Origin of the sequence: Streptomyces sp. MUSC 14 (genome assembly GCF_001866675.1) — a bacterium.
Taxonomy (GTDB): domain Bacteria; phylum Actinomycetota; class Actinomycetes; order Streptomycetales; family Streptomycetaceae; genus Streptomyces.
Genome location: NZ_MLYN01000087.1, coordinates 21,019 through 34,244 on the forward strand (window position 1 = coordinate 21,019; position 13,226 = coordinate 34,244).

Annotated in this window: 12 protein-coding genes and 4 pseudogenes; 8 read left to right on the plus strand and 8 right to left on the minus strand. The window is 68.9% G+C overall.

The genetic code is table 11. From position 1 onward, the window contains the following. Nucleotides 1-262: 262 nt before the first annotated feature. A complete protein-coding gene (locus BIV25_RS42070; RefSeq protein ID WP_071377864.1) occupies nucleotides 263-433 on the minus strand; it encodes a hydrophobic protein in 171 nt (56 codons plus the stop codon). Between the two features lie 136 nt (nucleotides 434-569). Between BIV25_RS42070 and BIV25_RS42075 the strand changes: the two genes are divergently transcribed. Further along, nucleotides 570-743, plus strand: a complete 174-nt coding sequence (locus BIV25_RS42075) for a CsbD family protein (protein ID WP_071377865.1) — start codon at nucleotides 570-572, stop codon at nucleotides 741-743. Between the two features lie 360 nt (nucleotides 744-1,103). Further along, the gene (locus BIV25_RS42080) at nucleotides 1,104-1,745 is read left to right on the plus strand and encodes a carbonic anhydrase (protein ID WP_071377866.1); all 642 of its coding nucleotides are present in this window, start codon (nucleotides 1,104-1,106) and stop codon (nucleotides 1,743-1,745) included. Nucleotides 1,746-2,072: 327 nt separating this feature from the next. Here BIV25_RS42080 and BIV25_RS42085 read toward each other — a convergent pair whose 3' ends face one another. From BIV25_RS42085 to BIV25_RS42100, 4 genes and pseudogenes are all read right to left on the minus strand, one after another. Beyond that, nucleotides 2,073-3,050, minus strand: a complete 978-nt coding sequence (locus tag BIV25_RS42085; protein ID WP_071377867.1) for an L-threonylcarbamoyladenylate synthase — start codon at nucleotides 3,048-3,050, stop codon at nucleotides 2,073-2,075. A gap of 219 nt (nucleotides 3,051-3,269) precedes the next feature. Further along, on the minus strand, nucleotides 3,270-3,707 hold the full coding sequence (locus BIV25_RS42090) for a DUF2267 domain-containing protein (protein WP_071377868.1): 438 nt from the start codon (nucleotides 3,705-3,707) through the stop codon (nucleotides 3,270-3,272). A gap of 80 nt (nucleotides 3,708-3,787) precedes the next feature. Then, a pseudogene (locus BIV25_RS42095) lies at nucleotides 3,788-4,171 on the minus strand (DUF2267 domain-containing protein); the annotation flags it as partial. Nucleotides 4,172-4,279: 108 nt separating this feature from the next. Then, the gene (locus tag BIV25_RS42100) at nucleotides 4,280-4,711 is read right to left on the minus strand and encodes an Hsp20/alpha crystallin family protein (RefSeq protein ID WP_071377869.1); all 432 of its coding nucleotides are present in this window, start codon (nucleotides 4,709-4,711) and stop codon (nucleotides 4,280-4,282) included. A 127-nt stretch (nucleotides 4,712-4,838) separates the two neighbouring features. Here BIV25_RS42100 and BIV25_RS42105 point away from each other — a divergent pair, with 127 nt between their 5' ends. Further along, complete coding sequence (locus tag BIV25_RS42105; protein WP_071377870.1) at nucleotides 4,839-5,498, plus strand: type III effector protein; 660 nt, start codon at nucleotides 4,839-4,841, stop codon at nucleotides 5,496-5,498. Nucleotides 5,499-5,862: 364 nt separating this feature from the next. Here the strand turns inward: BIV25_RS42105 and BIV25_RS48580 are convergent. From BIV25_RS48580 to BIV25_RS42110, 3 genes and pseudogenes are all read right to left on the minus strand, one after another. After that, nucleotides 5,863-6,033 (minus strand): annotated as a pseudogene (locus BIV25_RS48580) (IS982 family transposase); the annotation flags it as partial. Between the two features lie 199 nt (nucleotides 6,034-6,232). Beyond that, nucleotides 6,233-6,383, minus strand: a pseudogene (locus BIV25_RS53780) (IS3 family transposase); the annotation flags it as partial. Nucleotides 6,384-6,407: 24 nt separating this feature from the next. Next, entirely contained in the window at nucleotides 6,408-7,238 is an 831-nt protein-coding gene (locus BIV25_RS42110; protein WP_079177229.1) for a FadR/GntR family transcriptional regulator, read from the minus strand. 351 nt (nucleotides 7,239-7,589) lie between these two features. Here BIV25_RS42110 and BIV25_RS42115 point away from each other — a divergent pair, with 351 nt between their 5' ends. The 5 genes and pseudogenes from BIV25_RS42115 to BIV25_RS54825 form a co-directional block, all read left to right on the plus strand. Continuing rightward, nucleotides 7,590-8,963 (plus strand): ABC transporter substrate-binding protein, encoded by a 1,374-nt coding sequence (locus BIV25_RS42115; RefSeq protein WP_071377871.1) that lies wholly within the window; start codon nucleotides 7,590-7,592, stop codon nucleotides 8,961-8,963. Between the two features lie 2 nt (nucleotides 8,964-8,965). After that, a complete protein-coding gene (locus BIV25_RS42120; protein WP_071377872.1) occupies nucleotides 8,966-9,874 on the plus strand; it encodes a carbohydrate ABC transporter permease in 909 nt (302 codons plus the stop codon). After that, complete coding sequence (locus BIV25_RS42125) at nucleotides 9,864-10,751, plus strand: carbohydrate ABC transporter permease (protein WP_071377873.1); 888 nt, start codon at nucleotides 9,864-9,866, stop codon at nucleotides 10,749-10,751. The genes BIV25_RS42120 and BIV25_RS42125 overlap by 11 nt, the downstream gene beginning before the upstream one ends. A gap of 100 nt (nucleotides 10,752-10,851) precedes the next feature. Then, nucleotides 10,852-12,795, plus strand: a complete 1,944-nt coding sequence (locus BIV25_RS42130; protein ID WP_071377874.1) for a hypothetical protein — start codon at nucleotides 10,852-10,854, stop codon at nucleotides 12,793-12,795. Then, nucleotides 12,792-13,136 (plus strand): annotated as a pseudogene (locus BIV25_RS54825) (amidohydrolase family protein); the annotation flags it as partial. The gene BIV25_RS42130 and the pseudogene BIV25_RS54825, both read left to right, overlap by 4 nt. Nucleotides 13,137-13,226: the final 90 nt, after the last annotated feature.

Here is a 13,226-nt window from a genome sequence, read left to right on the forward strand (position 1 = left end):
CAGGACGATAGCTACCACCAGGCGAGATCACCCGACGTAACGAAGCACTACTAGGCGTGCGCCTCCGATCCGAAGCACGAAAGCCCGCCTGCCCTTCGATCTCGCAAGCAAACCAGGCAGCCCGTGCGGCTCCCTCCGGGGGCTGCTTCAGGACCACCTTTTCGTTGTGCTCGTTACTCGCACGCGGCCGAACCTGAAGGAAGGGCCCAGCCGGATGTCGTCCGGCCGAGCCCTCACCATGCACGCAAAAAGTGCTCCCAGGTCACCACCTGTACCAGCGGCTCCGACCGCCGCCGGGACTGGCCGAGCGCATCACAAAGCCGAGCAGCCACACCACCAGCACGACGACCGCAACCCACCAGAGGATCTTCAGCGCGAAACCCGCACCGAACAAAAGCAGCGCGAGAAGCAGAACAAGCAACAGCGGAACCATCTTCTCAACCTCCTGACGCTCCGTTTGCCCTCCCGGTCCTCGAGCATGCGCACCGAACGCCTCGTTTATGAAGGCCGGCCCCGGGCAGACGGTGCTTACCCCCAAAGACGACATCGTTAGAGGAGGCAGATCCGTCATGACCGCTGGTGAGAAGGCCAAGGCGCTGGCCGAGCAGGCCAAGGGCAAGGTCAAGAAGGCGATGGGGCACGCGGTCGGCAACGAGCGCGTGACCGCCGAGGGACAGGCAGAGAAGTCCACCGGCCACGCCCGGCAGGCCAAGGAAAACATCAAGGACGTCTTCAAACGCTGACACTCCGGCGGTGTCACGGGTTGGGGCTCCACCCTGTCGGGGTGGAGCCCCAGCCATGACTGCTGGAGTCGGTAGCCGGCACTTCCCGATGATGCGGGGCGAGGGGGCGTGTCGCAGACACCCAAGCCGGAGGGCCTAAAACGCTGCTCTGCCGCGCACGAAGCCAACCTGTCTTGAGGCATGGGTATATCCGGCCTCGGGGAACAGCGGGGCAGCACCGTCGCGCGCTGGGGTTCCGCACCAAGGCCGCCTTCGCCCGGCGCCTGGGGGTGATGACAAGGCCGTCAGCGTGGCCCGCTTCGGCGGCCTCTGGCGGGACCAGGCGGTGCGACGGCTGGTGCCTGCTCGTAGGCTGCCGCCATGACCGAGATCCTGAACCCGACGCCCCGCGACGCCTTCGAATTGCTCATGGCCGGTAACCAGCGCTTTGTCTCAGGCGCCCCCGAGCACCCGAACCAGGACGCCATACGCCGCACCGAGATCGCACCGTCCCAGCAGCCCTTCGCCGTGCTGTTCGGGTGTTCCGACTCCCGGCTGGCCGCTGAGATCATCTTCGACCGCGGCCTGGGCGACCTGTTCGTGGTGCGCACCGCGGGGCATGTCGCCGGTGCAGAAGTCCTCGGTTCCGTCGAGTACGGGGTGAGCGTGCTCGACGCCCCGCTCGTCGTCGTGCTCGGGCACGACTCGTGCGGGGCCATCGCAGCCGCCCGTGCGGCAGCCGACGGTGGCAGGGTGCCCGGCGGCTTCGTCCGTGATGTTGTCGAACGGGTGACGCCGAGCGTGCTGGCAGCCCGCGCCGCCGGGCGCGACCAGGCCGAAGAGATCCTGGCCGAGCACATCGAGCACACCGTGGACCTGCTGCTCGAACGCTCCCGCGTCCTGGCCGAGCGGGTGGCCGCCGGCCGCCTCGGTGTGGTGGGGCTGTCCTACCGGCTGGCCGACGGCAGTGCACAGCTCGTCGCCTCTCGCGGCCTCGATGCGGCGGTCCCCGCCGCGTCCTGACCATCCCGGCCGTGGCTGCCCCTAGGGGATTTCCCCCGGTCGCAGCAGACCCGTAAACCTGGTTGGGGACCCACCGCGTTCACCGCTCGATCATCCCGAAGGGCACTACCCGATGGCTCACGGAGCCGACCACGCGCCCGGCACCGCCCTCCCCACGCCGGCCTGGCGCGGGCCGCGGACTGTGAGGGGTGCCGGGGGGATGGGGGCACGCTCGTCCCCGACGACGGGCGGCGCGAACTGTGCACGGCCTGCCAGACCCGCGGAAGCTCAGCCGAATCTGCCACGACGCCAGGCCGCACCCGGGAGCGGTAGGGGCGTCGGCGCTGGTCACACGGGGGTTCGGGGCCCCGCGGCGCGGCGGAGCCGGTTGGCGATGGCCAGTCCCAGCCCCTCCTCCACCGGCAAGGAAGCGACGATGAGGTCGCACCCTTGCTGGTCGAGTTCGCGCAGGAACCCGTACAGCCCGCGCGCATAGGCGCCCATCGAACCGGGGACCTGCACCACCGCGTGCGCCTTCACCTCCGCGTCGGCGAAGGCGGCAGGCAGAAAGACGCCCACCCGGTGCCCCAGCTCCTGCGCCAGCTCCGCCTCGGCGACGACCTTCTCCTGCTCGACGAGGACGACCTGCGCACGCGGCGCGTAGTGGGACGGATGCTGGCCCGGCACCCGGATCCGGCTGGTCGAGGGGACCGCGAGCGGGCACCCCAGCACTGCTTCGAGGTCCTCGCGCGTCACCCCGCCCGGCCGCAGGATGGTCGGGATCTCGCCCGTGACATCGACGATGGTCGACTCGACACCGACCTCGCAGGGCCCGCCGTCCAGCACGAAGTCGACGGCGTCTCCAAGCTCGGCACGGACGTCGTCCGCGGTCGTGGGGCTGACCGAGCCGAAGCGGTTGGCGGACGGGGCCGTGACACCGCCGCCGAAGGCCGACAGCAGTGCGAGGGCAACGGGGTGGTCGGGCACGCGCACGGCCACCGTCTCCAAGCCACCCGTCGCCTGCAGGGGCACCCGGCGACCGCGCCGCAGGACCAGTGTGAGGGGCCCCGGCCAGAAGCGTTCGGCCAGCAGCCGGGCCGTCGCGGACACCTCCTGGACCCAGTCGTCCAGCAGCTTCGCGCCGCCGATGTGGACGATCAGCGGGTGGGAGGGCGGGCGGCCCTTGACCTGGAAGATGCGCGCGACGGCGGTAGGGTCCTCGGCGTTGGCGCCCAGTCCGTAGACGGTCTCGGTCGGGAGAGCCACCAGGCCGCCGGCGCGCAGCACACCGGCCGCCTTCTCGATGTCACTGATTCTTGCCGTCACCCTCGCAATCCTAGGCGCGTCAAGGACCGGCAACGGTCTTGATCAATCTCAGCGCCAACCATGGTTGCCGTAGACGAGAAAGTGACCCCTATCGTCGCCCGGACACACAAGCCGTCCCGGTGGCACGGGGGACGCTACCGGGACGGCTCCGCCCAGCGTAAAGGCTCAGGACCCCTGCAGGCCCACCGACTTCAGCATGTTCAGCAGAACGTTGGCCGTCTATGCGGCTTGGGTGAGTTCGGCGCGGCCGAACAACAGGGCGTAGCCGGAGGGGAGCTGGTGCAGGATGCGGGTGAGGAGGCCGGGGCCGGCCAGGGCCGCGACGGCGCAGAGGACGGACCCGGTGTCCCAGCGGGTGGTGCCCAGGGTGTCGCCGGTGCGGGCAGCGAGGTCTTTGACGAAGGCCCAGCCGGTCAGGGGCTGGGCGGCGGGGATCTGTGCGGTGAGGATCGTTGCGGCTTCGAAGGGGAGGCGGCCGGCGAGTTCGACGCGTTCGTCGCCCGTCAGCTGGCGTCCGAGTCCTGCGAGGACCAGGCGGACGGCTTCCTCGGCTCGTTCCCGGGTGGGGTAGGCGCCTTCGTAGCGGACCTTCTCCAGCAGCTGCTCGTACGTCATCACGGGTGTGTGCTGGAGCGGTGCACGCGGGTCGGTCATCACTGTGGTCGTTGCCCTTTCTGTCGCCGAAGGTCGTGGTGCCTGTGCGGGGGCACCGGGGTGTGGGTGGTCAGGCGTGCTGGGGGGTGGCCGAAGAGGAGGTCGTAGCCGGCGGGGAGCTGGAGCAGGATCTGGCCCAGCAGATCGTCGCCGGTCGCGTCGGCGACCGTGCTGAGGACGGCGCTGACGTCCCAGGCGGCGGTCTGCTCGGTGGCCCCTTCGATCCAGGCGGCGGTCGCGCGCAGGAACCGCTCCGGTGGCAGGGGCTCTCTGCTTTGCAGCGGGTTGATCAGGATGAGGGCGAAGTCCTCCGGCAGGCGCGCTGCCAGCTCGGCGCGTACCTGGCCGACCAGGTGTGCGCCGAGCAGGGCGAGCACCACGCGGGCCGCGCGTTCTGCTTCTGGCAGGCTGTCGTACTCGCCGCGTTCCTTCACATGTTCCAGGAACGCTTCCTGTCGCAGGGTCACGTCCATCGCCACCCTTCTTCCAGTCTCCGTCCCGTGGGGTGCGGAGGACGGGGTGAGGGAGAGATCGGTTGCCCGTCCTCCGCCGCCGTTCGGCCCGCATCGTCCGGCTCAGCCGGAGATCTCCTTGCGGTCGGATCCCGAGCCGATGGAGATCTTGCGAGGCTTGGCGCGCTCGGCGATCGGGATGCGCAGGGTGAGCACCCCGGCGTCGTAGTCGGCCTTGATCTGCTCGGTGTCCAGCGTGTCAGCGAGCACGATCTGGCGGGAGAAGACGCCCAGCGGCCGCTCGGAGAGTTCCATCTGTACGTCCTCGCCCTTGGCCGCGGGCCGGCGTTCAGCCTTGACGGTCAGCATGTTGCGTTCGACGTCGATGTCGATCGCGTCCGCGCTGACACCGGGGAGGTCGAAGGCCACCACGTACTCGTGCCCCTCGCGGTAGGCGTCCATCGCCATCGCGGACGGCCGCGACCAGGTGCCCGGGCCGATCAGCTGCTGGGCCAGCCTGTCGAGCTCACGGAAGGGGTCGGTGCGCATCAACATCGAAAACACCTCCAGAAGGTTCGGGCAGTTGCTGCCAATGCGCCTCACTGAAACCGTTGTAACATGTCATCCAATGGATGACAAACAAGAGCGTCGTCGGAAAGATGACAGCCCGAGGGAGGTGCCCGTGACAGCAGCCGACCAGCCGGCCCCTTCCAGCGCCGGCGCTCAGAGCCCGGCATCGTTTCTCGCCGCCGCGGCGGCCCTGCACGCCATCGACCACGCCCTGCGCGACGCCCGGCATGCAGCCCCCGGCTCCCCCGACGTCCCCGACGCCGGCCCTGAGCAGGCCCTGGCCTCCCTGCTGCTGCTGCGACAGGTGCGCGAGCAGCTCGCCGGATGGGAAACCGGCCTGATCGAAACCGCCCGCCACGCAGGCGCCAGCTGGGCCGACCTCGCTCACCCCCTCGGCGTCGCCAGCCGCCAGGCCGCCGAACGCCGCTACCTGCGGGGTCGGCCCGGACCCGTCGGCGCCACCGGCGAACAACGCGTCCGGGCAACCCGCGAACACCGCGCCGCCGAACGCAGCGCCGCCACATGGGCCCGCCGCAACGCCGCCGACCTGCGCCGCATCGCCGGCCAGATCACCGCCCTCACCGACCTTCCGGCCGCCGCGCGTTCCCCGCTCAGGCAGCTCCACGCGGCCCTCGCCGACGACGACCCCGCCGCCCTCATCCGCCCCCTGAGTGCCACTCGCCCCCACCTGACCACGAGCCACCCCGGCCTCGCCGCCCGACTCGACGCTCTTACGGACTCCGCCAAAGCCACAGATGCCGCCCCCGACTGACCGATGTAGAACTCCATGTGCGACGTCGGACCTCACGCGGCAGGCTCCGTCCGACCGGCCCGAGCCCTTGGCCGCGCTGCCACCGTGGCAGGCGGGCATGGATGGCTTGCCTCGCCCGGGAGCGGGAGTGATGGTCGCCTCGCTGGTGAGGTGGCGGACCATGGGCCATCCGAACCCGCCGGCGCCACCCTTGAAATCGGGGGCGCGTTCCCGCGGGGATGACGGGTTGAGGGCGGTGACGGCGACGTGCACCGCATCGGCGGTGGCGCCGAGTTGGAGGGTGGAACGGCCGCCGCGTGGCGCAGGGCGTTGGTGGCGCGTTCGGATATCACGAGAGTGAGGGTTTTTGCCGTCTCGGAGGCCCCCTGGCCTCGGAGGTGAAGCCCAGCATCGCCAGCGCTTCCAGCCCGGCATCGCTGAGCCGCGGCGATTTACCGACCGCCGGACGCCGCGGAGCGAGCTGCGGCGAATCCTTCAACAGGTCGTCGGTCTTCACATAGAGTGCGGTCGCGAGGGAGTCCAAGTCTGGCGTCACATCCTGACCTTGGTCTCCCTCGCCTCACGTCCGCAGCCACCCCTTGGAATCATTCATCTCGGGAACAGGCGGGACAGCAACCGGACGCAGCGACATCGCCAAGTCCTCCTAACTTCCGCGCGAGTTGGAGCTGGTGCTCACCAGACTGGCCCACCGTCCAAGATCAGAACAGCGATTCAGCGAATCGGTCGACGGAGTCCTTCAGAGAGGCGCGGAAGGACTCGCAGGCGGTGTTGTTCGCGCTCGTGCCGACCGCGCCCATGGACTGGATGACACTCGACTCGGCGCAGAGGTCGGCGAATTGACGTGAAGCGTACTGCCGCTCCGTGATCACTGTCGAAGATCGCGCCAGCGGTCCACAACCACTGAAGGGGTCAACAGCTCTCGGTCGAACCCGAGCCGAAGACGCGGCGCTGGATCTCTCGCCGGTAGTCCTCGAGCGTCTTGTCCAGATGAACGTTGGTCGCCTCCGCCGCGGCGTCCGGGTCGCCGTCGCGGATCGCGCCGTAGATGGCGGCGTGCTCCACGATCGCGTCCTTGGCGTGGTCGCCGAGCGCTCCGTGCATGCCGATGGTGTTGGACTGACGCTGCAGCCGCCGGGCCTCGCGGACGGCGGCGACGAGGAAGGGGTTGTGCGAGGCCTCGGCGACGCCGAGATGGAACGCGTCGTCGCCCTGGTCGAAGAGCGCGTCGCGGCCCGTCTCGTGCCCCTCCCGGCACAGATCCATGGCGTCCTTGATCGCCCGCAGCTCCGCCGGGATGGCGCGGGTCGCGGCGAGCCGGCTTGCGGCCGTCTCCTGCACGCGGCGGAACTCGAAGAGCATGAAGATCTGGTCGAGGTCCGTCGGCATGAAGAATCCGCCCCAGCGCGACGAGCCGAGCATGCCCTCATCGTCCGCGACGTAGAGTCCCCGCCCCTTCTGGGCGCGGACCCGGCCGATCGCCGAGAGGATCTTCACCGCCTCGCGCACGACCGTCCTGCTGGTACCCAGCGACGAGGCCAGCTCGTTCTCCGTCGGCATCCGGTCGCCCGGTTGCAGCTGCCTCGCCGCGATCAGCTTGAGGATCTGCTCCGAGACGACTTCGTAACCGGGCCGGTATGCGGCGCCCTTCGCTGCCGGGGCACCCGGTCGCGCATCCGATGCCCTCTCTGATGGCGCGCCGTCCACCGGGTGCTTCTCCTTCGTCAGGGCCACGTTCAGCATGACCGACTGCCTCCGCCGCACAAGAGCATACCTTCTACCGCCTTGGGATCCCTGGATAAGTACGACTCATTTTCACCACTAAAGCGGTGCTGATGCTCCAACCTGGGGCGACGTCAGGAGCCGAGGAGACGCAGCCGTAACGTCACGGAAATAGGCCCGCACATTCTCTTGACGCACCCGGCGACTACCGGCTCTGATGTCACATCACGGTGACCCGCTGGCCTGCCAGCCGGTGCGAGTCGCTCCCCACAGCAGGAAGCAGCGGGCGCAGTTTGAGTCATACACATTTCGGTTGTCAGAGCCCGCCTGTCCAGTCGGATATGTCCGCACCCCGACGCAGTGGAGTCCTCCATGACACGCACATCCCGAGGAGCCGACGCCGGCAGAGCAAGGAGCGGCCGGGCACGCGTCGCTCTCGCCACCGCCGTGGTCACTCTTGCCCTTGGCGCCGCGACCGCCTGTGGCGGGGGTACGGGCGGAGCCACGGCGGGCGGGCCGTCCAGCTTCTCGCCCGCCGCCCAGACCGGCGGCACCCTGACCGTGTGGGTGGACTCGACCCGCTTGGCCGCAGCGCAGCTGTATCAGAAGGAAAACCCTCAGGTGAAAATGGACATCGTCACCTACGACGGGGACTCCAACGGCTCGAACTACCTGCAGACCAAGGTGAGCCTGTTCAACCGCACCGGCAGCGGCTGGCCAGACGTGGTCTTCAGCTCCCAGGACAACGAGAGCACCTGGGCGGTCCAGTCCGGCTTCACCGCCCCGCTGAACAAGGGCCTGATACCTCAGTCCACCCTGGACAACTGGGCGAGGGGCGCCAATGCGCCGTGCACCGTCGGCGGAACGCTCTACTGTCTGCGCAACGACCTGTCACAGACGGCTCTGTGGTACAACGCTTCGCTGATGAGGAAGTGGGGCTACCAGGTGCCGACCACCTGGGAGCAGTACCGGGCCCTGGGCCAGAAGGTCGCCGCCGAGCACCCGGGTTACCTGGTCGGCTCGGCCGGTGACACCTTCACGCCGGAGATCTACATGTGGGCGAGCAAGTGCGGCGCCAACCTGGTCACCGGGCCGAAGGCTGCCACGGTGAACACCAGCAGCGCCGAGTGCACCAAGATGGCCTCGCTGCTGGACACCCTTGTCAAGGCCCACACCATGTCCACCAGCAGCGTGTTCAGCGCGGACTTCGACAAGAACGACGCGGACAAGATCCTCATGCTGCCCGGCCCCTCCTGGTTCGGCGGCGCGCTGTTCCAGGGCACCTTCAAGACCCCCAAGGGCCAGATCGCGGCCGCGCCGATGCCGCAGTGGGCCGGCGACACCAGTCCGTCGGTCGGCAACGTCGGCGGCGGTACCTGGCTGCTGTCCGCACACAGCAAGAACCTCAAGGACGCGACCGCGTTCCTGAAGTGGGTGACGACCTCCGACGACTACCAGGGCAAAATCGCCCCGGGATACCCCGCCTACGCGCCAGCGGCCAAGACCTGGCTGAAGGCCCAGAGCACGTCCGGGTACTACGCCAACGACGTCTCCCCAACCCTGCAGAGCGCCGCAAACCAGATCTGGCCGGGCTGGGGTTACCCGCAGTACAGCCAGGAGGCGATCTGGGCGGCGACCATCACCCCCGGCATGACGGCGGGCAAGAGCATCGTCTCGCTGCTGCCGGCCTGGCAGACAGCGATATCCAACTACGCGCAGGCCGACGGATACAAGGTCAGCCGGTGAACATGACGGAAGACAACCGGGTCGGGTCGGAGCGCGCCAGGCGACGCACGCTCTGGCCCGTCCGGGCCGGGCACGGCTTCGTCGCCCTGTATGTGCTATTGCTGATCGCGTTCGGCGTCGTCCCGACCGTCTACGCGATCTACTTCGCCTTCACCACCGCCGGAGACACCTTCGCCGGGTTCTCGAACTTCACCGGCGCGGCGGACGACTTCCGGTTCCTGCCGGCCGTCGAACACGTGGCGCTCTACCTCGTCTTCTGGCTCGCCTCCCTGGTGATCTTGGTCGTCGGGCTCGCGCTGCTGCTGCACCGGCTCGCGTCCCGAGGCCTCAGCAAGGCTCTGCGGTTCGTGTACTACCTCCCCGGAGCCCTGGCCGGCGCGGCGAGCGTCATGGTGTGGTTGTTCATCCTGGACCCGACGGTCAGCCCCGTCGCCTTCCTGCTGCGCGCTCTGGGCCTGACCACCTTCGACGACGTCGTGGCCCCCGGGGGGCTGCCGCTCCTGTTCACCCTCATCGCGTTCTGGACCGGCGCGGGCGGCTGGATCCTGGTGATGTACGGCGCTCTCAACAACATCGCGCCGGACATCCTCGAAGCTGCGCGCATCGACGGCGCCGGCCCGTGGCAGACCGCCCGGCGCATTCAGATCCCGATGCTGCGCAAGTGGATCGTCTACATGGTCATCCTCGCCTTCGCGGGTGGCACACAGCTGTTCGTCGAGCCGCAGCTGCTCTCGCAGGCGAGCGTCGGAGTGGCGGGGCGGGACTACTCGCTCAACCAGCTCTCCTACGACTTCGCCTTCCAGAACAACAACGTCAACACCGCTGCCGCCGTCTCGGTCGAACTGCTCCTGCTCGGACTCGGGGTCGCCGCGGTGTTCGTCGCCAGATCGGGGTTCTTCGATGCGGACTGACTTCCACAACCCCGCGCGACGCGCTCTGAAAAACCCGCTCACCACCCTGGTACTGCTTCTCTTCGCGGTCTTCTTCGTCCTGCCGGTGCTGTGGCTGGTGCTGGCCGCGACGAAGACCGACGACCAGCTCGTGCACTCCAACCCGCTGTCGTTCGGCTCCTTCCACGCCCTGCGGGCCAACTGGAACACGCTGACGGGCTATCAGGGCGACACGTTCTTCCTGTGGCTGCGCAATTCCGCGCTGTACACGTTCCTCGCGCTCGCCATCACCCTGGTGGTCGCCATCCCGGCGGGCTACGCCCTTGCCCTTACCGAGTTCCGCGGTCGGCACACGCTGCTGGTGGCGACGCTCGTGGTCATGCTGATGCCGAGCGCGACGCTGGTGGTACCGCTGTTCCTGGAGATGAACGCGGTGCACCTGATCGGCTCGATGTGGTCGGTCATCCTGCCCTACTCGTTCTACCCGTTCGGGGTCTACCTGGCGTACATCTACTTCAGTACGGCCATTCCCCGGTCGCTGCTGGAGGCCGCACGGCTCGACGGCTGCTCGGAGTTCGGCACCTTTCGTCGGGTCGCGCTGCCTCTGGCCACACCCGTCGTCGCGCTCGTGGGCTTTTTCAGCTTCGTCGCCAACTGGACCAACTACTTCCTGCCGTACGTGCTACTGCCGCAGAGCGACCAGTTCCCCGTCCAGGTGGGGCTCGGCACTCTCCTGAACGACGTGCCGCAGTTCAACCCGACGGTGGGATCGCTTGCCGTCCAGCGGCCGGAGCTCGCCCTCGCCACCCTGCTGGCCATCGTTCCTGTGCTCGTGGTCTTCCTCCTCTCCCAGCGCTTCCTGGTCGCGGGCATGCTCGCCGGCGCCACCAAGGACTGAGCGACCGGACTCACCACGACACGTCCCCACCGCGTCACCACGCCCGCCCGCATCGCCGCCGGGTGCGGGTGCCGCACCGCCCGAAACGGAGAACCGTCCCATGGACCCCGTCATCATGGCCTCGGTGCCACTCCTCGAACCGCCGGGCTGGGCGACGGCGCAGCGCCAGCTGTTCGACCTGCTCGACCAGGTCTGGCGGCGCTTCGCCCGCGATTTCACCGGGCCGGACGGACGTCTGAACTACGACGGGCAGCTGACCACGCGCGACGGCGTGGACGACTTCTACGAGACCTTCTTCAACTGGCCGCAGCTCTACCTGCTCGGCGGCGCAGACGACCTGCTGGCCGAGTCGGAGCGGCACTGGGAAGGCGTGACCCGCCAGCTCACCGAGCTGGGCATGCTCAAGGACGAGTACGAGCGCGGCTACGACTGGTTCCACCAGAGCGAGAGCCTGCTGCTGTTCTACTTCCTGTGCATGGCCGCCCCAAAGCGCTGGACCGAGCGAGCACTGCGGTTCGCCGAGCTCTACGTCGACCCGGCACACGGCAACTACGACCCCGAGCACCGCATCATCACCCGTCCTCACAACGGCAGCGATCCCGAGCGCGAAGGCCTGTCCGACGGCGACGCCTATCCCTGGCTGCCGCAGGAAGCGCAGATGTACGGCTTCCCGCTCAACTGGATCCTCGCCGACGGAGAGAGCCCGCCGCTGGAGAGCGACCCGCGCCTCGGTGAGCAGATGCGCCGCCGCATGGGCCGGGGTGACACCGCGGTCAACCTCGCCGCCAGCGGACTCGTGCTCAACGCGCTGATCCTCTCGGGCGACACCCGCTACCGGGACTGGATAGCCGAGTACGTCGGCGCGTGGCGCGAGCGCGCGGCGGCCGCCGGCGGAGTACTCCCGGACAACGTCGCCCCGGACGGCACCGTCGGTGGCCTGCACGAAGGACGCCCCTACGGCGGCCACTACGGCTGGTCCTGGCCACACGGCTGGCATAGCGTCGGACACGCCGCCACGGTCGCCGCACTGGCCGCAGCCGAGGCCACCGGCGACGACTCCTACCTCGACCTGGTGCGCCCCGCGCTCGACGAGATGATCGCCCGCGGCAAGGTGATGCCCTTTACCGAGGCCGACTCCAGCCTCCAGTCCAAGTGGGTCGCGCAGTTGCGCGAGGACGTGCACACGCCTACCCTGCACGTCCCCTTCCGACGTGGCGACGAGGGCTGGTTCGACTACAACCCGATGACCCTGCCGGTGCCCGTCGCGCTGTGGCACCACACCGCCGCAGACGCCGACCGCGCACGGATCGAACGGCTGCGCGAGGCCAGCGGCATCGACTGGCGCACGGTGCGCCCCTTCCGCAGCAAGGAGGAGGCGCACCATGAGGAGTCCTGGTTCGCCTATCTCTCCGGCGACGACCCGGACTATCCCGAGCGGATCCTCGCGGCCGCCCAGGCGCAGGTGCGGCACCGGATGCAGCGAATGGAACGCTATCGCGGCCTGGAGGTCGCCGAGGCCGACATCCACCTGTGGCAGCTGACCAACCCGGTGGTCACCGAGGCGCTGGTGCAGCTGACCTGGGGTGGTCCGCAGGTCCTCTACAACGGCGGACTGCAGCAGGCGCGGGTGCGCTACTACGACGCCGACTCCCGCCGGCCGGGCCTGCCGCCCTCGGTCGCGGCCCTGGTCTCCAGCATCGACCCGCAGGCGACTGTCGTGGAACTGGTGAATCTCGACCCGACCGCGGACCACACGCTGATCGTCCAGGCGGGTGCCTTCGCGCAGCACACCATTCGCAACGTCCGCCACACTCGCAGCCGCGACGACTCCTGGATCGGCGACCTCTACGACTACGGACACTCGGAGCCGGTCGAGGAGACCTCCGAGGCCCACGACGTGAACGGGCCCTGGCTGCGCGTGCACCTCCCCCGTTCGACCCGGGTGCGCCTTTCCCTCGAACTAGAGCTGCGCACCCGTCCCGCGTCCTACCGCACCCCGTTCGACGAGCCGTCCGACGGGCAGCGCGAGGGCGGATCACGGTGAGCGGTCGCGCCACACCCTCGGTCCTCGACCGCCACGTCCACCTCCGGGACCCGCGCTGCCCTGCCTATCCGTGGCTGGACGAGGCCCCCGATCTCAACTGGTCTTTCACCGCAGACCAATTCGCGGCGATCCGTCCCACGCCAATCGAGATGATCTTCATGGAGGCCGACCGGGAAAATGGGCAGGCCACGGACGAGATCGAGTGGGTCCTCAGCCAGGCCGAACACCACACCCGGATCCGCAGCGCCGTCGCCCACGTCCCGCTCGAACGCCCCCCCGAAGCCCTCGAGACGATCAGACGGTACGCGGCGGACCCGTTCGTCGTCGGGGTGCGCCGCAACATCCAGGACGAGGCACCCGGCTTCACCGAGGACTCGCACATCCGCGAGGACATCCAGCCGATCGCGAGGCCGGCCTCCCCTTCGACGCAC

Coding starts and splice junctions, on each gene's coding strand:
- BIV25_RS42125 (WP_071377873.1), top strand. CDS start 9,864: ATGCGGACTGACTTCCACAACCCCGCGCGACGCGCTCTGAAAAACCCG.
- BIV25_RS42075 (WP_071377865.1), top strand. CDS start 570: ATGACCGCTGGTGAGAAGGCCAAGGCGCTGGCCGAGCAGGCCAAGGGC.
- BIV25_RS42115 (WP_071377871.1), top strand. CDS start 7,590: ATGACACGCACATCCCGAGGAGCCGACGCCGGCAGAGCAAGGAGCGGC.
- BIV25_RS42130 (WP_071377874.1), top strand. CDS start 10,852: ATGGACCCCGTCATCATGGCCTCGGTGCCACTCCTCGAACCGCCGGGC.
- BIV25_RS42100 (WP_071377869.1), bottom strand. CDS start 4,711: ATGTTGATGCGCACCGACCCCTTCCGTGAGCTCGACAGGCTGGCCCAG.
- BIV25_RS42120 (WP_071377872.1), top strand. CDS start 8,966: ATGACGGAAGACAACCGGGTCGGGTCGGAGCGCGCCAGGCGACGCACG.
- BIV25_RS42110 (WP_079177229.1), bottom strand. CDS start 7,238: ATGCTGAACGTGGCCCTGACGAAGGAGAAGCACCCGGTGGACGGCGCG.
- BIV25_RS42080 (WP_071377866.1), top strand. CDS start 1,104: ATGACCGAGATCCTGAACCCGACGCCCCGCGACGCCTTCGAATTGCTC.
- BIV25_RS42070 (WP_071377864.1), bottom strand. CDS start 433: ATGGTTCCGCTGTTGCTTGTTCTGCTTCTCGCGCTGCTTTTGTTCGGT.